Origin of the sequence: Pigmentiphaga sp. CHJ604 (assembly GCF_036972535.1) — a bacterium.
In the GTDB taxonomy this organism is placed as follows: domain Bacteria; phylum Pseudomonadota; class Gammaproteobacteria; order Burkholderiales; family Burkholderiaceae_B; genus Pigmentiphaga; species Pigmentiphaga daeguensis.
In genome coordinates this window covers 2,880,581-2,899,394 of record NZ_CP136998.1, presented here as the reverse complement: position 1 = coordinate 2,899,394, position 18,814 = coordinate 2,880,581, and the positions used below count along the sequence as shown (strand labels likewise).

Genomic DNA, 18,814 nt, shown 5'->3' with positions numbered 1-18,814 from the left:
AGGGGGGGTACCTCTACGCCGCCTGCTTCAGCGACTCGTAGTGGGCGTTCTCGATACGCGCCACTTCGTCGGCCTTGACGTAGTAGTCCACGTCGCGGTCGTAGGCGCGGGCGATGAAGGCGCCGATCATGCCGGCCAGGCCCAGGCCCGCCAGCCACCAGATGTGCCAGACCAGGGCGAAGCCGAGCAGGGTGCCCGCCACGCCGATGTAGACGCCGGCGCCGGTGTTGCGCGGCATGTGGATGTCTTCGTAGTGGGCGGGACGCTGGTAGGCGACGCCGGTTTCCTTGTCATGCCAGAACTGATCGAGGTGGGACACTTGGGGCACCTTTGCGAAGTTGTAGAACGGCGGAGGAGAGGGAATGGACCATTCCAACGTACGGCCACCCCACGGGTCGCCGTCGAAGTCGACGTTCTTCTTGCGGTCGCGGATGCTGACGAAGATCTGCAGCAGCAGGAAGAAGATGCCCAGCGCGATGATGACCGCGCCCACCCAGGCGACGATCAGGTACGGCTGCCAGGCCGGATTGTCGTAGTGGTTCAGGCGGCGCGTCATGCCCATGAAGCCGAGGATGTACAGCGGCATGAAGGCCATGAAGAAGCCGATGAACCAGCACCAGAACGAGTACTTGCCCAGGCGTTCGTTCAGCTTGAAGCCGAAGGCCTTGGGGAACCAGTACACCATGGCGGCGATACACCCGAACACGACACCGCCGATGATGGTGTTGTGGAAGTGGGCGATCAGGAACAGGCTGTTGTGCAGCACGAACGACACCGCGGGGATCGCCATCAGCACGCCGGTCATGCCGCCGATCACGAAGGTGATCATGAAGCCCAGTGTCCACAGCACGGGCGTGGTGATCTCGACCCGGCCGCGATACATCGTGAACAGCCAGTTGAAGATCTTCACGCCCGTGGGCACCGAGATGATCATCGTCGCGATGCCGAAGAAGGCATTGACGTTGGCCCCCGAGCCCATGGTGAAGAAATGGTGCAGCCAGACCAGGAACGACAGCACGCCGATCGCGGCCGTGGCGTAGACCATGGACTTGTAGCCGAACAGCGACTTGCGCGAGAAGGTGGCGATGATTTCCGAGAACGCGCCGAAGCAGGGCAGGATCAGGATGTAGACCTCGGGGTGGCCCCAGATCCAGATCAGGTTCACGTACATCATCACGTTGCCGCCCAGGTCATTCGTGAAGAAGTGCATGCCCAGGTAGCGGTCGACGGTCAGCAACGCCAGCGTGGCCGTCAGCACCGGGAAGGCGGCGACGATCAGGATGTTGGTGACCAGCGCAGTCCAGGTGAACACCGGCATCTTCATCATCGTCATGCCGGGTGCGCGCATGCGCAGGATGGTGACGATGAAGTTGATGCCGCTGAGCGTGGTCCCCAGCCCTGACAGCTGCAAGGCCCAGATGTAGTAGTCGACCCCCACGCCCGGGCTGTAGTCCAGGCCGGACAGCGGCGGATAGGCCAGCCAGCCGGTGGCGGCGAACTCGCCCACGAACAGCGACATCATGATCAGCACGACACCGCCGCCGAACAGCCAGAAGCTGAGCGAGTTCAGGAACGGGTAGGCCACGTCGCGGGCGCCGATCTGCAGCGGCACGACGATGTTCATCAGGCCCGTGATGAACGGCATGGCCATGAAGAAGATCATGATCACGCCGTGGGCGGTGAAGATCTGGTCGTAGTGGTGGGGAGGCAGGTAGCCGGCCGCGTCGCTCGAGGCGATGGCCAGCTGCGTGCGCATCATGATGGCATCGGCGAATCCGCGCAGCAGCATGATCAGCGCCACGATGATGTACATGATGCCGATGCGCTTGTGGTCCACCGTGGTCAGCCATTCCTTCCACAGGTAGGTCCACTTGCCGTAATAGGTGACGGCGCCAAGCATGGCGGCGCCCAGAATGACGACCGCGGCCAGCGTGACCATGACGATGGGTTCATGGTACGGAATGGCATCCAGGGTCAGTTTCCCGAACATCGATTTACTCCGACAAGGCAATCTTGGGGGTGTTGGCAGGCGTGCACATTCCGGTATCCATGCCTGCGGAGGCCATGTACTGGTAAATGATGCCGTCGAACATGTTGGGCTCGGCGCCCGAGTAGTAGGCCACGGGCTCGTGCTCGCTGGGCGAGACCAGCGCCTGGTAGGCCTCGGGCGTCATCTTGCTGGGCGACGCCTGCGCGTTGCGGACCCACTGCTCGAAGTCCGCCTGGCTGCTGGCGATGGCCTTGAAGCGCATGCCCGAGAAGCCCGAGCCGCTGTAGTTGGCCGAGATGCCCGCGTAGGTGCCGGCTTCGCGCGCGATCAGGTGAAGCTTCGTTTCCATGCCCGCCATGGAATAGATCTGGCTGCCCAGCTGCGGGATGAAGAAGGAGTTCATGACCGAGGCGGACGTGATGCGGAAGTTGACCGGCGTGTCCACCGGGAACTGGATCTCGTTGACGGTGGCGATCTTGTACTCGGGGTAGATGAACAGCCACTTCCAGTCCAGCGATACGACGTCGATCTCGATCGGCTTGACCTCGGACTGCAGGGGACGGTAGGGATCCAGCTCGTGCGAGCTCTTCCAGGTCAGCACCGCCAGGATGCCGACGATGATGCAGGGAATGGTCCAGACCACCACTTCGATGGCGGTGGAGTGCGACCACTTGGGGTCGTACTTGGCCTGGGTGTTCGAGGCGCGGTACTTCCAGGCGAACCACAGGGTCAGGATGATGACCGGCACGACCACCAGCAGCATCAACCCGGTCGCGGTCAGGAGCAGGGTTTTTTCCTGGGCGCCGATGTCGCCCTTGGGATTCAGGATGTCCATGTTGCAGCCAGCCAGCAGCAACATCATGGCGCCGACACACAATGTGCGTCCCGCGTTCGCGAAGAAGGATTTACTCACGTCCAGCCTTGGTGTGTAGAAACGTTGGCGAAATCCGCCAGTTCCGCATCCTACTGAACGTGCCTAGAGGGGGCCTGCGACAAATAGTCGCGCGCGGCGGGGGTTGGCAGCGGTCCCCCGGAACGGCGCGGCCGGGCGCGCCTTGCATCGCACCATTTGTGGCGAATTGTGACCGTGGGGCCTAGGGAATAGCCCTGCGACAATTTGTCGCACCGGTGTTCGCCTGGCGGGCGCTTATTCGGGTTCCGGACCCCGCTCCGGCCCGGGCCGCTTGGCCAGTTTGCGCTGCAGCGAGCGCCGGTGCATGTTGAGCAGGCGGGCGGCCGCCGAGACGTTGCCGCCGGTTTCGTGCAGCGCCTGCTGGATGTGCTCCCACTCCAGGCGGTGCAGGGGGATCATGGTCGATTCCACCGTGACGGCCTCGGCCTTCTCCAGGCCCAGCGCGCGCAGGATCATGTCGGCCGTGGCCGGCTTGGGCAGGTAGTCGTCGGCGCCGCGCTTGATGGCGTCGACGGCGGTCGCCACGCTGGCGTAGCCGGTCACGAGCAGGATGCGCATGTCGGCGCGCAGGGCGCGCAGCGGCTTGATCAGCGTGAGCCCGGAGTCGTCGCTGCTGAGCTTGAGGTCGACCAGCGCGAAGCCGGGGCGGATCTCGTCGGCGATGCGCAGGGCCTCGGCGATGGTGGTGGCGGTGCGGGTTTCGAGCCCGCGCCGCGCCAGGCTGCGCTGCAGCGTGCGCAGGTAGAGTTCGTCGTCGTCGACCAGCAGGCCGATATCCAGGTCAGTCATCATGAGGTCACAGTGGTTTCCACGGGCAATTGGAACTGGATGCGCACGCCGCCGCCCTCGGCGGCGGTCATGGTCATCTCGCCGCCCAGGCGTTCGACCGTGGCGTGCGACAGCGCCAGGCCCACGCCCAGGCCGCCGGGCTTGCCGCTGCGGAACAGCGTGGCGGGCAGGAGCGGCTGGTCGGGATTGAGGCCGCGTCCATAGTCGCGCACCACGCCGCGCACCATGCCCCCCTTGCATTCCAGGTGCAGGTCCACGTAGGGGGCGCCGGCCTGGACGCCGGCATCGGCGGCATTGTTCAGCAGGGCCTGGAGCAGGTGGGCGACCGAGGGCTCGACGCGCAGGCCGCGCGGCAGGACGCCGGTGCGGTGCAGTTCGACCGTGGGGCGGACCAGTTTCCACTGCTCCACCACGCGTTCCAGTTCCACCTCGGTTGGGACAGCGAGATTGCGCACGCGTTCCCGGCACAGGGCCAGCAGCTCGGTCAGCATCTCGGTGTCGGCGCGCAGGTCGTCGGTGTCGGCCTGGGCGGCGATCTCGTCGGCCAGCAGCGTCATGGTGGCCAGCGGCGTGTTCAGCTCGTGCGCCATCGAGGCGGCGTGGGTGGCCAGTGCCACGATGCCTTCGTTGCGGGCGAAGCGTTCGCGCAGGTCGGCCAGTTCCCGTTCACGGTTGCGCAGGTCGGCGGCCAGCCGGGTCGAGAAGATCAGGATGACGCTGACCGAGATCAGGAAGCTGGCTGCGATGCCCCACAGCAGCAGTTCGTAGGCGTCGCCGGGGGCGTGCAGCGGATGGCCGAAGATGGCCGCCGCGGCGTAGCCGACCACGCCCGCGCCCGCGGTGGCGTAGGCCCAGCGGTTGGGCAGCGCCATCGCCGCCAGGGCGATCAGCACCAGGAACAGCAGGCCGAAGGGATTGCTGATGCCGCCGCTCCAGGCCACCATCCACGCCAGCACGACGATGTCGACCAGCATGTGCAGGAAGGCCGTCGCGTGCGAGGGTTCGTCGCCGGTGCGCAGGCGCCAGCCGGCGTAGAGATTGAACAGCACGAGGGTGGCGACGCCGCTCCACAGCATGCCCAGGGGCAGGTCCACGCCCAGGGGGCCACTGGCGATGAAGATGGTGGCGGCCTGGCCGCCTATGGCAAGCCAGCGCAGGCTGGACAGCGTGCGGAGGAAGGAGATTTCTGTGCGGCTCATACGATGGGAGATGGCCGGCGGCGGACGCGCCGGCAAGCTCCATTATGACGCACGAGCAGTGGACGCCGCCGGGAGGCGGCGCGCGTTCAGGCCTGGGAGGCGGGCGGCTGGCCCCGGCGCAGCGCCAGGCCCAGCATGATGAGCGTGATGCCCTGGAAGAGCAGGTCCAGCGACAGCAGCAGGCCCAGTATCCACAGGCTGTTCTCGGGCCAGCCCATGGCCACCAGGAGTCCGGCCAGCAGCGTGACGGCGCCCGACAGCGCCAGCCAGCCCCAGCCCCGCTGGCCGCGATGCTGGAACCAGATCCACAGGCGCAGCGCGCCCGAGGCGATCAGGAAGGCTCCCAGCAGCAGCGTCAGCACCGCCGCGCCTGCCAGCGGGTTGTACAGGGCCACGCCGCCGGCGATGGCGTAGAGCAGGCCGCCCAGCGTCCAGAACAGGAAGCCGCGCCAGTCCTTCACGCGCCAGGCCTGCACCAGTTGCCCGATGCCCGCGACCAGCATCATGGCGCCGACGAACAGGACGCTGGCGACGGTGGCGGCCAGGACGTAGGCCCCGGCCACGAAGCCGAGGACCAGCATCAGCACGCCCAGCGCGACGAACCAGCCCCAGCGGGCGCCCAGCGCTTTCAAGGTTCCGGTCAAGTCGACGCCACCCGGCACAGGCGCGGGATTTGGAGCATCTGCCATGTCTGTTCCCTCCGTGGTTCGGCACGCCGCGCGTCCCCATACGCGGTGTATCCACCTCGTACGGTACCAGCGTCTAGCCGGGGGCGCCCAGCAAATCTTGTAACCGCTCGATCAGGGGGCGCTGCCCCTCGATCAGCTTTTCGCGCGCGGCATCCAGGCCGAACCACTCGGCGCGGTCCACCTCGGGGAAGGCCTGGAGGCGGCCGCTGCGCGGGGGCCATTCCAGTTCGAAGGTATTGCTGCGCAGCGTGGCGGGGTCGAAATCGCCTTGCAGGGCGAAGGCCACGACTTCCTTGCCGGCTTTCTGCCGGACCCGGCCCAGCGGCACGGGCGCGCCGGCCGGCAGGGTGCCCGTTTCTTCGTGGAATTCGCGCAGCGCGGCGGCCGCGTCGTCCTCGCCGGGTTCGGGCGCGCCCTTGGGGATGGACCAGGCGCCGGCGTCGCGCCTGCGCCAGAACGGGCCGCCGGGGTGGACGAGCAGGACTTCCCAGTCATGCGCGCCGCGGCGATACAACAGCAGGCCGGCGCTCGACGCGCGGGCCGGGGTGGATCGCGCGGTGCCGCTCATGAATGGCCGGTCCGGCCGGCGGGCAAGGGAGCGCGGCGCATGTCGGCGCAGGCCAGGCCGAAGATGGCCAGGCCGCCCGCGGCCAGCAGCAGGCCGACCCAGCCGGTGGAGGCCCAGCCCAGGCCGGCCGAGATCGTCAGGCCGCCCAGCCACGCGCCGAGCGCGTTGGCCAGGTTGAAGGCCGAATGGTTCAGGGCCGCGGCCAGCGTCTGCGCGTCGCCTGCGACGTCCATCAGGCGGATCTGCAAGGCCGGGCCGATGGCCACGACGGTGCCGATCAGGAAGACGTTGAACGCACCCAGCCAGATGCTGGAGGCGGTCAGGCAGAACAGCCCCAGCACCAGCCCCGACCAGACCAGCAGCCCGCCTATGGTGGGCATCAGCGCCTTGTCCGCCAGCCGGGAGCCGGCCAGGTTGCCGGTGACCATGCCCACGCCGAACAGCGCCAGAACGAAGGGGATCCCGTGCACCGGCAGGCCGGCCAGTTCCATCATCGTGGGCTTGATGTAGCTGAACACGGCGAACATGCCGCCGAAGCCGATCGCGCCTATGCCCAGCGTCAGCCAGACCTGCTTGCGGCGCAGCGCGCCGAGTTCGCGCCAGGGGCTGGCGCCTTCGCTGGCGGGGATGTCCGGAATCCAGCGCCAGACCAGCAGCGAGGCCAGGACGCCGATGACGCCCACCAGCGCGAAAGCGGCGCGCCATCCCAGCCATTGACCCAGGCCCGTGGCCAGCGGCACGCCGATCAGCGTGGCCACGGTCAGGCCCAGCATGACGTAGCCCACGGCACGCGCGCGCTGGCCCGCCGGCGCCAGGTGCGCGGCCACCAGGGCGGCTACGCCAAAGTAGGTGCCGTGTGGCAGGCCGGTCATCAGGCGCATCAGGATCATCGACAGGTAGCCGGGCGCCGCCGCGCTGGCGAAGTTGCCCAGCGCGAAGAAGACCATCAGCGCCACGAGCAGCGCGCGGCGCGGCATGCGGGCGCCCAGGACCGCCAGCACCGGCGCCCCCACGACGACGCCCAGCGCGTAGGCGCTGATCAGGTGCCCGGCGGTCGGGATGGAGATGCCGAGATCCTGGGCCGCGTCGGGAAGCAGCCCCATGATGACGAATTCGCCGGTGCCTATGCCGAACCCGCCCAATCCGAGCGCGAGCAGGGCGCGGCCGAAGGAGGGCGGCCGCGAGGAAGCGGCGGCGGAATCGGGAAGTGCTGCGGTCGGGGAGGCGGGGGCGTGCATGGAGGGGAGATATGGCCGCGGGGGCGCGAATGCGGGTCCGATAGCTTAGCAGGTGCAGGTTGCAGTGCACAAAAACATGGCCGCCGGACGCGGGCTATGATGCGGGGCTCGAACGCGGTTCCTTCCGGGGACCGCGGTGCAGGAATCACGACGGAGGCCCCATGAGCGACATCACCATCTATCACAATCCCGCCTGCGGCACCTCGCGCAAGGTCCTGGCCCTGCTGGAAGAGCGCGGCCTGGAGCCCACCGTGATCGAGTACCTGAAGACGCCGCCCAGCCGCGACACGCTCAAATCCCTGATCGCCGCGATGGGCCTGCCGATACGCGAGGCGATGCGGGTCAAGGGCAGTCCCTACGAGGAGCTCGGGCTGGGCGATCCGAAATGGAGCGACGACGAACTGCTCGACTTCATGATGCAGCATCCCATCCTGATCAACCGCCCCATCGTCGTGACGCCGCTCGGCACGCGGCTGTGCCGGCCGATGGAGACGGTGCTGGAGCTGCTGCCTGGGGCCAGTTCCCGCTAAAAAGAGGCTCGCTTGATCCACGCAAGGTACTGGCCTTAGAGCAGGATCCGGCCTTCGATGCAGTCGGCCACGTCGCCGCCCACCCAGATGTCATCTTCTTCCCGGCTGACGTGCACCCGGCCGGCGCGGCCCAGGGCGGTGCCCTGGCTGGCCACATAGCGGCCCGGGGCGAGCCCGGCGCCGATCAGCCATTGCGCGATGCCGGCGTTCAGGCTGCCGGTCACGGGATCCTCGGGCACGCCCAGGCCGGGGGCGAAGGCGCGTACCTCGAACTGCGCCTCGGTGCCATCCAGAGCGGGATCCCAGGGCGCGACGACGCCGATCTTGAGCGTGCCCATGGCTGCGTGGTCCGGCTTCAGCGCCAGGACCTGCGCGCGCGTGGCCAGCATGACCGCCATCCAGGCCGGTCCGTTGTCCACCCAGTTGGCGGCGCGTATGACATCGGGCGCGATGCCCAGGCCTCGCGCGGCCTGCGCGAGCGTGGCCGGATCGACGTCGCCCGCGCGGCGCAGCGGTGGCGCCGCGAATGCCAGGCGCCCCTGCGTGCGCCGTATCCGGACCAGGCCCACGCCGCATTCCTGCACGATGTCCGCTCCCCGCGGCTGGCCACCGGCCCGCAGCCAGGCATGGCAACTGCCCAGCGTGGGATGGCCGGCGAAAGGCAGTTCGCCGGCCGGCGTGAAGATGCGTACCCGGTAGTCCGCTCCGTCCTGGGTGGGGCGCAGCAGGAAGGTGGTCTCGCTCAACCCGGTCCAGCGGGCAAGCGCGGCCATGCGCGTTTCATCGAGATCGTCGGCGCCGTGCACCACGGCCAGGGGGTTGCCTTGCAGCGGGACGGCGGTGAACACGTCGACCTGGCTGAAATCGTGGAGAGAGGGGAGCGGTGTCGTCATGGATCGGGGTCAAACGTAGCTGGAAAGCAGGATATTGGTTTCGGTGTTGGCGATGCCGGGGATCAACCGGATGCGTTCCAGCGCGCGGTCGAAGTCCTCGAGGTTTCCGGCGCGCAACTCGGCCACGATGTCCCACCGGCCGTTGGTCGTGTGCAAGGCCTGGATGGCCGGTTCGCCCCGCAGCGACTGCAGGACCCGGCGGGCCGTGTTGCCCTCGATTTCTATGCTCATCCACGCGCGTATGCCGCGGGGTTCGGCGTCAGGCCGCAGGCGCACGGTGTAGCCGACGATGATGCCCTGTTCCTCGAGGCGGGCAAGCCGATTCTGGACCGTGCCGCGCGAGACGCGGAGCTTCTGGGCCAGCGTGGAGACCGGCGTGCGCGCGTTGTCGCGCAGCAGGGCGATCAGGCGATGGTCGACGTCGTCCATGATGGTGTCCCCCGGCGCGGGTGAGGATGGCAAAACGATAGCAGAGTCTGGCGTTATGGCAATCCGTCGGTAGAAATGCGCAGTTTCTTGCACTCCTTCTTGGCGGCACGGACGAGCAGAATAAGGCAAAGGCCAGTCCGGCCGCCCCAGGTTGAAAGGAGTGCGCGGTGAAGACCGAAGCCAGGATCCTGATGGTCGAACCCCGGTATTTCGACGTCAGCTATCGCATCAATCCATGGATGCAACCCGATGCGTGGGCGCGCGATCCCAAGGGATGCGCGGCCGCCGCGAACGAAGCGTCGCAAGCCCTGCGCCGCGCGCTGGCACGTGCCGGCTGCGAGGTGGTCGTGCGCGCGGGCAGCCCCGGCCTGCCCGACATGGTCTTTCCCGCCAATGCGGCCATCGTGCTCGATGGTCGTGCCCTGTTGGCCCGTTTCCGCTATCCGCAGCGCCAGGGCGAGGAAGCCGCTTTCCTGGCGATGTTCCGCGCGCTGCGCGACGAGGGCCTGCTGGCGGAGGTCGCGCAGTTTCCCGAAGGCTGTTTCCAGGAAGGGGCGGGCGACGCCATCTGGGATGCCCGCCGGCACTGGTTCTGGGCCGCGTACGGACCGCGGTCGTCGCGCGAGTCGCTGGCGCGCATCCGCGAATTCTTCGGCAAGGAAACGGTGGCGATGGAGCTGGTCTCCGATCGTTGCTACCACCTGGATGTGTGCTTCTGTCCGCTGGCCGGCGGCGAGATCCTGTACTTCCCGCCCGCGCTGACCGCGCAGGCCTTGCGCAACCTGCGCGAACGCGTGCCGGCGGAACTGCTGATCGAGGCCACGGAAGACGACCTGGCACGCTTCAGCGTGAATGCGGTCAGCGTGGGCCGGGAGATCGTCATGGCCACGCCCTCCGATCGCCTGCGGGCGGTGCTGGCCGAGCGTGGCTACCATGTGGCGCCGGTCGACCTCGCGCCCTTCATGATGTCCGGCGGGGGCGCCTATTGCATGACCTTGCGCCTGGATCGCGCGAGCCTGGCCGAGGGCGCCGAGCCCGCGCGCGCCAGGGAGGCCGCGGCGGCCTGAGGAGGGCGTATGAAGACTCTCTATCTGGATGCGGCCGCGGTGGCCCGCATGATCGCCGGATACGGGACGGTGCGCATGATCGAATTGCTGGCGCGGGACATCCGCGACGATTACGTGCGCTGGCCGGAGTTCGAGAAGTGCGCCCGGGTGGCGCACCATTCCAGCATGGGGGTGATCGAGCTGATGCCGGTGTCCGACGGCAGGCGCTATGCGTTCAAGTACGTCAACGGCCATCCCGGCAATGCGTTGAGCGGCCTGCCCACCGTGCTGGCCTTCGGCGTCCTGGCCGACGTCGCGACCGGGTACCCCTTGCTGCTGGCGGACCTGACCCTGGCGACGGCGCTGCGCACCGCGGCCACCTCGGCGCTGGCGGCGGGGGCCATGGCGCGCGCGGGCTCACGCACCATGGCGCTGATCGGCAACGGCGCGCAGAGCGAGTTCCAGGCGCTGGCCTTCCACGCGCTGGTCGGGATTACCGAGATCCGCGCCTACGACATCGACCGCCACGCCACCGACAAGCTCATGGCCAATCTGGCCGGGATCGAGGGGCTGCGCGTGACGGCCGCCGGATCGGCCGAGGAAGCGGCGAGGGGCGCGGACATCGTGACCACGGCGACCGCCGACAAACGTCGCGCCTCGGTGCTGCGGCCGCAATGGCTGGCGCCGGGCACGCATGTGAACGCGGTGGGCGGCGACAGCCCGGGCAAGACCGAACTGCATCCGGCCATCCTGCGCCAGGCCCGCATCGTGGTGGAGTACGAGGCGCAGACCCGTATCGAGGGCGAGATCCAGCAACTGCCGGCCGGCGCGCCGGTGGTGCCGCTGTGGCAGGTACTGTCCGGCGCCCGGCCGGGACGGGAAACGCCGGAGCAGACAACCGTGTTCGATTCGGTGGGTTTCGCGTTGGAGGACTTCTCGGCCCTGCGCTGCCTGCTGGACCTGGCCCGCGCCACCGGAGCCGGACAGGACCTGCAACTGGTGCCCGACCTTGCGGATCCGCGCAACCTGTATGCGCTGCTGGCGGCCCACGCCCGGGCCGCCGAGCCGGCGGCCGCTACATCCTGACCCAGCCGCGCGTCACCATCACGTGCAGCGCCAGGCCCAGCAGGAAGCCGGCGGCGACGTTCCACATGCACAGGGCGGCGGTGGCCAGCGCCACCAGGCGCTGGTTCCTGTCCGCCGGCAGGACGCTGCTGCCCAGGGCCAACTGGGCACCGGTCAGGAACAGGATCACGCCCAGGATGGACAGCGGGAACAGCTTGAACAGCAGCGAGATCCCCGCGCTGAAGAACAGCGCGAGCACCAGCAGGATGACCCCCAGGATGACCAGTGCGCCCCCCGTGCGGGCGCCGAAGGCCACATGGCCGGCCATGCCGCCGGCGCCGTGGCACATGGGCACCCCGCCGGCCACCGAGCTGAAGATGTTCATGATGCCGGTCGAGGTCGCGAGGCCGTTCTCGGACACGGGGCGCTGGGGGAACAGGCGGTTGTTCTCTTCCTTGACCGCGATGACGGCATTGCCCAGCGTGAGCGGGAGCTGGGGCAGGGCCAGCAGCGCCGCGCCGATCGCCAGTTCGTGCAAGCTGATGTCCGACAGGGCGAACGAGGGCGCGGGCAGCCCCAGCGGAACCTGCGCCAGTTCATGCAGCAGCGTGGGCTGGCGCCAGGCGCCCACCGCCGCGCCGAAGATCAGCAGCACGAACATCGCGGGCAGCGTGCGATTGCCCATCAGCAGCAATGTGCCCACGCCCGCCAGCGCCGCGATGGGCCAGTCGGTCTGCATCATTTTCACGCCTTCCAGCATGAAGCCGAAGCCCAGGCCCAGCATGATGCCCAGGACCACGGCTGGCGGAACCAGGCGCGTCACCCGGGCGGCCATGCCGCTCAGCCCCAGGAACAGCCAGGCAACGCCGGTCGCGAGCGCGGCGCCGTAGACCGCTCCCGGGGTGACCACCGCGGTCTGGGCGGCCTGGGTGACCGCCACCGCGCCTATGGCTTTCATGGGCTGCACGGGGATGGGCGTCTTGTAATGGAGGCCACAGGCCAGCATGCACAGGCCGAAGGCGAACAACACGCCGAAGGGATCGAGCTTGAGCACGCCGATGTAGGCGGCGACGAAGGGAATCAGGGTGCCGAGATCGCCGAAGGCGCCCGCCCATTCCATGCGGTCGTAGCGATTGCCCGTGGCGGACGGTTGCGGCACGGAGCGACTGGCGGGCTCTTGCACCCGGACCCCCTGGCTATGCGGACGAAGGAAAGGACGATTGTCGGCCACGCTGCGAGGCGTGTAAACACGCGGGCCGTATGGCGGCCCGGCTGGGCCTCAGGCGCAGGCCCGCGCGCGCAGCGCCCGGGACATGCCGTCCAGCATGCGTGCCCAGTCCTTGCGGACGCGTTCGGCATCCGAGGCGTGTTCGACGTCCAGTTGCTGGGTGACCTTGATCTTGCAGCCGGGATCGGCGTCGATCAGCGCGACGGTGACGACGTCCGCGCGCGCGGCGTTGGCCGCATGCCATTCGAAGGCCACGCAATACGGCCGGTCCACGATCAGGTACGCGCCCTGGTCCCGCTCCTGGCCGACGGCGCGCCGCTGGGCGATGGCGGCCAGGCAGGCGTCGAAGGCGTGCTCGGCGGGAACGGGAAGATGCCGGATAGTGGAGACGTCTATCGTTCGGCTCATGCTGGAGTTTCCTGGCTGCGGGACACCCGGCGGGCGGAATCGCCGGGCAGGGAGACGCGCAGCGTAGCGAATTTTGTGTACAGTGTCCACAATATCCCGGAAGCCATGTCGGGATAGGTGGCGTGGCGGGCGCGATCGCCTACAAAGTGTTTCGGCGCCGGCAGGGACGCGCGGTTCCGGCGCGGGCGCGGGCGGATGAGCGCGCGCGAAGGTTGCATCTTTAACCGCGCGAGATGCGCCATGCCGCCGGAGGCGCCAAGCTGGGGCCATGCCCACCACGGCAGGGGACCGGCATGGAAGAGACCGAATCGGCGCGCAGGCGCGCATGCATGGTCGAGCGGCAGCTCGCGGGACGCGGCGTGGAGGACGCGCGCGTGCTGGCCGCGATGGGAGCGGTGCCCCGCGAGGCATTCGTGCCCGCCGACATGCGCGAGTTCGCGTATGACGACACGCCCTTGCCCATAGGGGAAGGGCAGACGATCTCCCAACCCTACATCGTCGCGCTGATGGCGGCCGCCGCGCGCCTGGATCCGCGCGACCGGGTGCTGGAGATCGGTACCGGCTCGGGGTACGCGGCGGCGGTCCTGGCCGGTCTCGCGGCCCGCGTGGAAACGGTGGAACTGAGGCCTGAACTGGCAGCAAGGGCCCGCGAGAACCTGCGCGCCTACCCGAACGTGGACGTGCATGTCGGGGACGGCACGCTGGGGTGGCCGCAGGGCGCCCCGTACGACGCGATCCTGGCCGCGGCCGGCGGTCCGGAGGTGCCCCCGGCGCTGGTCGGGCAACTGGCGCCGGGCGGGCGGCTGATCATGCCGGTGGGCGCCAGCCGCGAGCGCCAGCGGCTGTTGCGCATGGTGCGCGGGGACCATGGCCGCCTGGCCAGGGAGGACCTGGGGCCGGTGCGCTTCGTGCCGCTGGTGGGGGAACAGGGGTGGGACGATACGCGCGCGGCAAGCAAGCACGCGGCTACGCCCCGCGCCGAAAGCCTTTCCGCGCGCATGGGGCGCAGGGCCGAGGCGTTTGCCGGGTTGGACGAGGCTGCCGCGCGGGGCCTGTTCGACCGTTGGGGCGACCGGCGTGTCGTGCTGCTGGGCGAGGCCAGCCACGGCACGTCCGAGTTCTACCAGGCGCGGGCGGCCATCACGCGGCGCCTGATCGAGCACCATGGCTTCAACATCGTCGCGGTGGAAGCGGATTGGCCAGACGCCGCGGCCGTGGACCGCCACGTCAGGCATCTGCCGCACCTGGCCGTGGCGATGCCGGCCTTCCAGCGCTTTCCGCGCTGGATGTGGCGCAACACCGACGTCGCCGCCTTCGTCGAATGGCTGCGGGCGCACAACGAAGGGCGGGCGATGTCGCGGCGGACCGGTTTCTTCGGCCTGGACCTGTACAGCCTGTCGGACTCCATCGGCGCGGTCCTGGCCTACCTGGACCGGGTCGATCCCGAGGCGGCCGGTGTGGCGCGCGAGCGCTATGGCTGCCTGACGCCGTGGCAGAAGGATCCGGCCGTATACGGCCGCGCCGTGCTGACCGATGGCTACCGGGGCTGCGAGCAACAAGTGGTGGCGCAACTGAAGGACCTGCTGGCCCGGCGCATGGAGTATGCGCAAGGCCAGGATGGCGCCTTCCTGGACGCGGCGCAGAACGCCAGGCTGGTGGCCGCGGCCGAGCGCTACTACCGGGCCATGTACTACGGGACGGCGGAGTCGTGGAACCTGCGCGACACCCATATGTACGAGACGCTGGCCCATCTGCTGGAGGCCCATGGGCCGACGGCCAGGGCGGTGGTCTGGGCGCACAACTCGCACATCGGCGATGCCGCCGCCACTGAGATGGGACAGTCGCGCGGGGAGCTGAACATCGGGCAGTTGTGCCGCGAACACCTGGGCGAGGCGGCCGCGCTGGTGGGCATGGACACGCACACGGGTACGGTGGCCGCCGCGCACGACTGGGGCGGGCGGATGGAGATCATGGAGGTCCGCCCGTCGCGCGAGGACAGCGTCGAGCGCCTGGCGCACGAGTGCGGCATTCCCCGCTTCCTGCTGGACTTCCAGGCGCCGGGCGGCGAGGCGCTGGCGCAGGAGCTGCGGCAGCCGCGCCTGGAGCGCTACATAGGCGTGATCTACCGGCCGGGAACGGAATTGATGAGCCACTACGCCGACGCCTCGCTGTCCCGGCAGTTCGACGCGTGGCTGTGGCTGGACACGACGCGCGCCGTGCAGCCGCTGGCCGGCGGGCCGGGCGCGGGCGCGCCCGAGACCTATCCCTTCGGCGTCTAGCGGCGCGGGTCAGCCCCAGGCGGCGCCCAGTTCGCGCGTGACCTGGGCGGCCGGCAGTTCGCGGCAGGCGCCGGGGTTCTGCCCGCACCAGAGCGGAGAGAAATCGCCCGAGCCCTGGGCTTCGGCCTTGGCACGCAGGGGGGCGATGGCCGAGGTCGCGAGCGGGAAGGCCGGCGCCGCCGGCGACATCGGGCCGAGTTCGCGCATCACGCGATTCACGATGCCGCGCGCCGGACGGCCGGAAAACAGGTTGGTGAGCGCGGTGTGCGCGGCGGGGTGTTTCAGCGCTGCGCGGTGTATGGCGCTGACGGTGGATTCGGGACACAGCAGATAGGCCGTCCCGGCCTGTATCCCGGCCGCGCCCAGCGCCCGCGCCGCCGCGACCGTACGCGCGTCGACGATGCCGCCGGCCGCGACCACGGGCACGCGCACCGCCGCCACGATCTGCGGCAGCAGCGCGAAGGTTCCCGATTGGGTATCCAGGTCGTCGGACAGGAACATGCCCCGGTGGCCGCCGGCCTCGTTGCCCTGGGCGATGATGATGTCGGCGCCGTGGTCTTCCAGCCAGCGCGCTTCGCCGACGGTGGTGGCGGACGACAGCACCTTGGATCCCCATGACTTCACGCGGGCCAGCAGGTCGGCCGAGGGCAGTCCGAAATGGAAGCTGACCACGGGCGGCCGGTAGGGTTCGACCAGGTCGGCGATCTCGGCCGTGAACGGCGCGCGTCCGGGGCCGGGCTGTATGCCGGCCGGATCGATGCCGAATTCGGCGTAGTACGGGCCGAGGGCCTGGCGCCATTGCGATTCGCGCGCGGCGTCGGGAACGGGCGGCGCATGGCAGAAGAAATTGACGTTGTAGGGCCGGTCGGTGCCGGCGCGCAGCTTGTCGAGTTCGGCGCGCAGCGCGTCGGGCCCCAGCATCGCGCAGGGCAGCGACCCGAGGCCGCCCGCGTTCGATACGGCGATCGCGAGCGCGCTGGCCTGCGAACCGGCCATGGGCGCCTGGATGACGGGAAGGGCGATGCCCAGCAGTTCTTGCAGATTCATGACGCGGCCTTGATGGGAAACGAGGAAAAGAGGGGAGGTCCGTCCGCCGGCAGCAGATCGGCCAGCGTGTAGTGATCCAGGTGCTGCAGGAAGCGCTGCAGCGCGGCATCCAGTATGCCCGTCAACCGGCAATGTCCGGTCAGCACACAGGCACTGCCGGTGGCGTGGCACTCGACCAGGTGGAAGTCCGGTTCCAGGTCGCGCAGCACCTGGGCGAGGCCGATACGCTCGGGCGGCCGGGCCAGCCGCATGCCGCCGCCCTTGCCGCGTACCGTCTCCAGATAGCCCAGCTGGCCCAGCCGGTGGGTGACCTTCATCAGGTGGGCAGCGGATATGCCGTGCACTTGCGCGACCTCGGCGATCGTGCACAACCTGTCGGCATGTGCGCCGACATGCATCAGCAGCCGCAGCGCGTAGTCGCTCTGGACCGTCAGGCGCATGGCATTTCGCGCGCGAGGCGATCGGGATGACGATGCATCTGATAGCCCAGCCACAGGCTTTGCGCGATGCGCCGGGCCATGACCTGGGCCCGCCTGGCCATGGCCTGGTTCTCCTGCTCTCCGGCCGTCAGGTCGAACAGCGCCAGCCAGCGCGAGAACAACGTCTCGTCCAGGTCGGGCAGGGCGGCGTGCCGCGTCATCGGCGTGCCGCCGTAGCGCCGCGTGCCGCGCAGGATGGAGGACCAGAAGTCGGTAAGCTTGGACAGGTGGCCGTCCCAGTCGTCCACATGGGCTTCGAAGATGGGGCCCAGCTTGTCGTCCCGCCGGACCCGGGCGTAGAAGGCGGCGACGAGGCGGGCGATTTCCTCGTCGGTGCACAGGTTGAGGTCGAGCATGGACATTACCCAATAAGATATATATGAGATGTATCTTATCATTGCCCCAGCCGGCCAGGCCAGTCCCGGCCGGCTGGGTGCTACAGTATGCGCAGCGTCGAATCCGATACCGATTTCCATGTCTTACCTGGCATCGCTCTGGACCCAGCTGATCGCCTGGGTCAGCACCCATCTCGTCGAACCGGCCGTGCTTTTCCTGCACATCGCCGATACCGCGGGCAATCCGCTGGAAATCTCCGAGGCGCTGCTGATCGCGCTGCTGCAGCTCTTCATCATAGGGTTCATCTTCCGTCCCCTGGAAACCCTGGCGCCGGCCGAGCGCTGGGAGGACAGGAAACTCACGCGCATCGACCGGCTGTACACGCTGCTGATGCTGCTGGGCCTGTTCCCGCTGTTCAGCTACCTGGTCCTGACGCCATTCGCCAACATGCTGGGCGGGCTCGGCGGCGAGGCCGAGGCCGGTCCCGCCGTCTCCTCCGGGCTCAAGCACTGGGTGCCCTGGTTCGAGGACCATCCCTACCTGCTGTTCCTGGTCTATTACCTGGTCTACGACTGCGTCTATTACTGGATGCACCGGGCCCAGCATGCCATTCCGTGGTGGTGGGCGCTGCACAGCATGCACCACAGCCAGCGCCAGATGAGCTGCTGGACCAACGATCGCGGCAGCTACATCGACGGGGTGCTGCAATCCTTCATCCTGGCCACCGTCGGCCTGGCCATGGGCGTGGAGCCTTCCGAGTTCGCGCTGCTGGGCCTATTGAGCGAGCTGGTGCAGAACCTGTCGCACACCAACGTGCGCTTCGGCTTCGGCCGCATCGGCGAACGCCTGCTGGTCGATCCCAAGTTCCATCGCCTGCACCACATGGTGCGGGATCCCGAACGCCCCTCGCTGCACAACTGCAACTTCGGACAGGTCCTGCCCGTCTGGGACATCCTGTTCGGCACGGCGCTGTACGGCGAGAAGATCCGCCCGACCGGCGTCAGCGATCCCATGGTCGATGCCGACAACGACCGTGGCCTGGTCGGCCAGCAGTGGCAGGCCGCCCGGCGTTTCTGGGGAGCGGTACGGCGGCCGGCGGGATGGAGACTGGGCGAGGTCTCGTTCGGCCCCGACTATGCCCCCATCCCCAGCGACAAGGCCGAGCACCTGCCCGTGCCTGCGGACGCGGGGCCGGCGGGCGGAGCGCCTGCGGCCTGAATCCGGCCGCGTCAGGGCCGGGCCAGGTGCCAGAGTCCGTTGACGCCGTCGCCCGTGCGGTCCCCCGGGGCCCGGTCCTTGGTCCAGAAATACAGCGGCTTGCCTCGATAGGCCCATTGCCGGACGCCGTCCTGGCGGGTGATGACCATCCAATCCCCGCTGCGGGTGGCGCCCGACGGGGCGGTCAGGGGAGGCCAGTTCTGCGCGCAGACGCCGTTGCAGGCGCTCTGGCCGACGGGGTCGCGATCGAAGGTGTACAGGCTCATGCCGTTGGGGGCCACCATCGCGCCGTCGCTGATCCTGGCGGGCTCGCTCACCATCAGCGATGAGCAGCCGGCCGCGAGCAGGGCGGCGGCGCAAGTGGCGTGGACGAAAGCTCGAACCATGATGCCTCCTTGAGTCGGTGCGTGGTCCATGGGAAGGATCAGCGGCCAGTATGGTGGCTTTCGGCGCGTCGCCACATGTCCGCG

Annotated in this window: 20 protein-coding genes; 5 read left to right on the top strand and 15 right to left on the bottom strand. The window is 68.8% G+C overall.

What is annotated here, in order from left to right; genetic code table 11:
- Positions 1–13 precede the first annotated feature (13 nt).
- The 7 genes from cyoB to R4823_RS13915 form a co-directional block, all read right to left on the bottom strand.
- Positions 14–1,990 carry a cytochrome o ubiquinol oxidase subunit I gene (cyoB, locus tag R4823_RS13945; protein ID WP_087840084.1) on the bottom strand — a complete coding sequence of 659 codons (1,977 nt, stop codon included), beginning with the start codon at positions 1,988–1,990 and terminating at the stop codon, positions 14–16.
- Between the two features lie 4 nt (positions 1,991–1,994).
- Positions 1,995–2,852, bottom strand: a complete 858-nt coding sequence (cyoA, locus tag R4823_RS13940) for a ubiquinol oxidase subunit II (RefSeq protein ID WP_087840085.1) — start codon at positions 2,850–2,852, stop codon at positions 1,995–1,997.
- 285 nt (positions 2,853–3,137) lie between these two features.
- Positions 3,138–3,692 (bottom strand): response regulator transcription factor, encoded by a 555-nt coding sequence (locus tag R4823_RS13935; RefSeq protein ID WP_087840272.1) that lies wholly within the window; start codon positions 3,690–3,692, stop codon positions 3,138–3,140.
- A complete protein-coding gene (locus tag R4823_RS13930; protein ID WP_087840086.1) occupies positions 3,692–4,891 on the bottom strand; it encodes an ATP-binding protein in 1,200 nt (399 codons plus the stop codon). Before R4823_RS13930 ends, R4823_RS13935 begins: the two co-directional genes overlap by 1 nt.
- A gap of 86 nt (positions 4,892–4,977) precedes the next feature.
- Positions 4,978–5,580: an HdeD family acid-resistance protein gene (locus R4823_RS13925; protein WP_087840087.1), complete on the bottom strand. Its 603-nt coding sequence runs from the start codon at positions 5,578–5,580 to the stop codon at positions 4,978–4,980.
- A 73-nt stretch (positions 5,581–5,653) separates the two neighbouring features.
- Positions 5,654–6,148 (bottom strand): NUDIX domain-containing protein, encoded by a 495-nt coding sequence (locus R4823_RS13920; protein ID WP_338619071.1) that lies wholly within the window; start codon positions 6,146–6,148, stop codon positions 5,654–5,656.
- Positions 6,145–7,386, bottom strand: a complete 1,242-nt coding sequence (locus tag R4823_RS13915) for an MFS transporter (RefSeq protein ID WP_132978836.1) — start codon at positions 7,384–7,386, stop codon at positions 6,145–6,147. The genes R4823_RS13920 and R4823_RS13915 overlap by 4 nt, the downstream gene beginning before the upstream one ends.
- Before the next feature lie 161 nt (positions 7,387–7,547).
- Between R4823_RS13915 and arsC the strand changes: the two genes are divergently transcribed.
- Positions 7,548–7,916 (top strand): arsenate reductase (glutaredoxin), encoded by a 369-nt coding sequence (gene arsC / locus R4823_RS13910; RefSeq protein ID WP_132978837.1) that lies wholly within the window; start codon positions 7,548–7,550, stop codon positions 7,914–7,916.
- Positions 7,917–7,951: 35 nt separating this feature from the next.
- On the opposite strand, the gene R4823_RS13905 is transcribed toward arsC, so the two are convergent.
- On the bottom strand, positions 7,952–8,809 hold the full coding sequence (locus tag R4823_RS13905; protein WP_087840091.1) for a PhzF family phenazine biosynthesis protein: 858 nt from the start codon (positions 8,807–8,809) through the stop codon (positions 7,952–7,954).
- Between the two features lie 9 nt (positions 8,810–8,818).
- Positions 8,819–9,238, bottom strand: coding sequence for an Lrp/AsnC family transcriptional regulator (locus tag R4823_RS13900; RefSeq protein WP_087840092.1), 420 nt, complete (start codon positions 9,236–9,238; stop codon positions 8,819–8,821).
- Between the two features lie 191 nt (positions 9,239–9,429).
- Between R4823_RS13900 and R4823_RS13895 the strand changes: the two genes are divergently transcribed.
- Together R4823_RS13895 and R4823_RS13890 are read left to right on the top strand one after the other, a co-directional pair.
- A complete protein-coding gene (locus R4823_RS13895; RefSeq protein WP_132978913.1) occupies positions 9,430–10,305 on the top strand; it encodes an arginine deiminase-related protein in 876 nt (291 codons plus the stop codon).
- A gap of 9 nt (positions 10,306–10,314) precedes the next feature.
- Entirely contained in the window at positions 10,315–11,370 is a 1,056-nt protein-coding gene (locus tag R4823_RS13890; RefSeq protein WP_338619068.1) for an ornithine cyclodeaminase, read from the top strand.
- On the opposite strand, the gene R4823_RS13885 is transcribed toward R4823_RS13890, so the two are convergent.
- The gene (locus tag R4823_RS13885) at positions 11,360–12,508 is read right to left on the bottom strand and encodes a putative sulfate/molybdate transporter (RefSeq protein WP_338619066.1); all 1,149 of its coding nucleotides are present in this window, start codon (positions 12,506–12,508) and stop codon (positions 11,360–11,362) included. The two genes, R4823_RS13890 and R4823_RS13885, sit on opposite strands and share 11 nt — an antisense overlap.
- 120 nt (positions 12,509–12,628) lie before the next feature.
- Positions 12,629–12,985 carry an SRPBCC domain-containing protein gene (locus R4823_RS13880; protein ID WP_087840095.1) on the bottom strand — a complete coding sequence of 119 codons (357 nt, stop codon included), beginning with the start codon at positions 12,983–12,985 and terminating at the stop codon, positions 12,629–12,631.
- Between the two features lie 293 nt (positions 12,986–13,278).
- On the opposite strand from R4823_RS13880, the gene R4823_RS13875 reads away from it, so the two are divergent.
- Entirely contained in the window at positions 13,279–15,264 is a 1,986-nt protein-coding gene (locus R4823_RS13875) for a protein-L-isoaspartate(D-aspartate) O-methyltransferase (RefSeq protein WP_338619063.1), read from the top strand.
- 9 nt (positions 15,265–15,273) lie between these two features.
- Here R4823_RS13875 and R4823_RS13870 read toward each other — a convergent pair whose 3' ends face one another.
- The 3 genes from R4823_RS13870 to R4823_RS13860 are packed head-to-tail and all read right to left on the bottom strand — an operon-like array spanning position 15,274 to position 17,146.
- Positions 15,274–16,311: a nitronate monooxygenase gene (locus tag R4823_RS13870; RefSeq protein WP_087840097.1), complete on the bottom strand. Its 1,038-nt coding sequence runs from the start codon at positions 16,309–16,311 to the stop codon at positions 15,274–15,276.
- On the bottom strand, positions 16,308–16,751 hold the full coding sequence (locus R4823_RS13865) for an Rrf2 family transcriptional regulator (RefSeq protein WP_132978840.1): 444 nt from the start codon (positions 16,749–16,751) through the stop codon (positions 16,308–16,310). The genes R4823_RS13870 and R4823_RS13865 overlap by 4 nt, the downstream gene beginning before the upstream one ends.
- Positions 16,742–17,146 (bottom strand): group III truncated hemoglobin, encoded by a 405-nt coding sequence (locus R4823_RS13860; protein WP_132978841.1) that lies wholly within the window; start codon positions 17,144–17,146, stop codon positions 16,742–16,744. Before R4823_RS13860 ends, R4823_RS13865 begins: the two co-directional genes overlap by 10 nt.
- A gap of 118 nt (positions 17,147–17,264) precedes the next feature.
- Between R4823_RS13860 and R4823_RS13855 the strand changes: the two genes are divergently transcribed.
- Positions 17,265–18,344 (top strand): sterol desaturase family protein, encoded by a 1,080-nt coding sequence (locus R4823_RS13855; RefSeq protein WP_132978842.1) that lies wholly within the window; start codon positions 17,265–17,267, stop codon positions 18,342–18,344.
- Positions 18,345–18,355: 11 nt separating this feature from the next.
- Here the strand turns inward: R4823_RS13855 and R4823_RS13850 are convergent, their stop codons facing one another.
- Complete coding sequence (locus R4823_RS13850) at positions 18,356–18,730, bottom strand: hypothetical protein (protein ID WP_087840100.1); 375 nt, start codon at positions 18,728–18,730, stop codon at positions 18,356–18,358.
- Positions 18,731–18,814 lie beyond the last annotated feature (84 nt).

What these genes read in the sequence shown, in the direction of transcription:
- R4823_RS13935 (WP_087840272.1), bottom strand. Translation starts at nt 3,692, where the DNA reads ATGACTGACCTGGATATCGGCCTGCTGGTCGACGACGACGAACTCTAC.
- R4823_RS13875 (WP_338619063.1), top strand. Translation starts at nt 13,279, where the DNA reads ATGGAAGAGACCGAATCGGCGCGCAGGCGCGCATGCATGGTCGAGCGG.
- R4823_RS13930 (WP_087840086.1), bottom strand. Translation starts at nt 4,891, where the DNA reads ATGAGCCGCACAGAAATCTCCTTCCTCCGCACGCTGTCCAGCCTGCGC.
- R4823_RS13890 (WP_338619068.1), top strand. Translation starts at nt 10,315, where the DNA reads ATGAAGACTCTCTATCTGGATGCGGCCGCGGTGGCCCGCATGATCGCC.
- R4823_RS13860 (WP_132978841.1), bottom strand. Translation starts at nt 17,146, where the DNA reads ATGCTCGACCTCAACCTGTGCACCGACGAGGAAATCGCCCGCCTCGTC.
- R4823_RS13865 (WP_132978840.1), bottom strand. Translation starts at nt 16,751, where the DNA reads ATGCGCCTGACGGTCCAGAGCGACTACGCGCTGCGGCTGCTGATGCAT.
- R4823_RS13920 (WP_338619071.1), bottom strand. Translation starts at nt 6,148, where the DNA reads ATGAGCGGCACCGCGCGATCCACCCCGGCCCGCGCGTCGAGCGCCGGC.
- R4823_RS13925 (WP_087840087.1), bottom strand. Translation starts at nt 5,580, where the DNA reads ATGGCAGATGCTCCAAATCCCGCGCCTGTGCCGGGTGGCGTCGACTTG.
- R4823_RS13905 (WP_087840091.1), bottom strand. Translation starts at nt 8,809, where the DNA reads ATGACGACACCGCTCCCCTCTCTCCACGATTTCAGCCAGGTCGACGTG.
- R4823_RS13915 (WP_132978836.1), bottom strand. Translation starts at nt 7,386, where the DNA reads ATGCACGCCCCCGCCTCCCCGACCGCAGCACTTCCCGATTCCGCCGCC.
- R4823_RS13900 (WP_087840092.1), bottom strand. Translation starts at nt 9,238, where the DNA reads ATGGACGACGTCGACCATCGCCTGATCGCCCTGCTGCGCGACAACGCG.
- arsC (WP_132978837.1), top strand. Translation starts at nt 7,548, where the DNA reads ATGAGCGACATCACCATCTATCACAATCCCGCCTGCGGCACCTCGCGC.
- R4823_RS13850 (WP_087840100.1), bottom strand. Translation starts at nt 18,730, where the DNA reads ATGGTTCGAGCTTTCGTCCACGCCACTTGCGCCGCCGCCCTGCTCGCG.
- R4823_RS13895 (WP_132978913.1), top strand. Translation starts at nt 9,430, where the DNA reads ATGGTCGAACCCCGGTATTTCGACGTCAGCTATCGCATCAATCCATGG.
- R4823_RS13870 (WP_087840097.1), bottom strand. Translation starts at nt 16,311, where the DNA reads ATGAATCTGCAAGAACTGCTGGGCATCGCCCTTCCCGTCATCCAGGCG.
- cyoB (WP_087840084.1), bottom strand. Translation starts at nt 1,990, where the DNA reads ATGTTCGGGAAACTGACCCTGGATGCCATTCCGTACCATGAACCCATC.
- cyoA (WP_087840085.1), bottom strand. Translation starts at nt 2,852, where the DNA reads ATGATGTTGCTGCTGGCTGGCTGCAACATGGACATCCTGAATCCCAAG.
- R4823_RS13880 (WP_087840095.1), bottom strand. Translation starts at nt 12,985, where the DNA reads ATGAGCCGAACGATAGACGTCTCCACTATCCGGCATCTTCCCGTTCCC.
- R4823_RS13855 (WP_132978842.1), top strand. Translation starts at nt 17,265, where the DNA reads ATGTCTTACCTGGCATCGCTCTGGACCCAGCTGATCGCCTGGGTCAGC.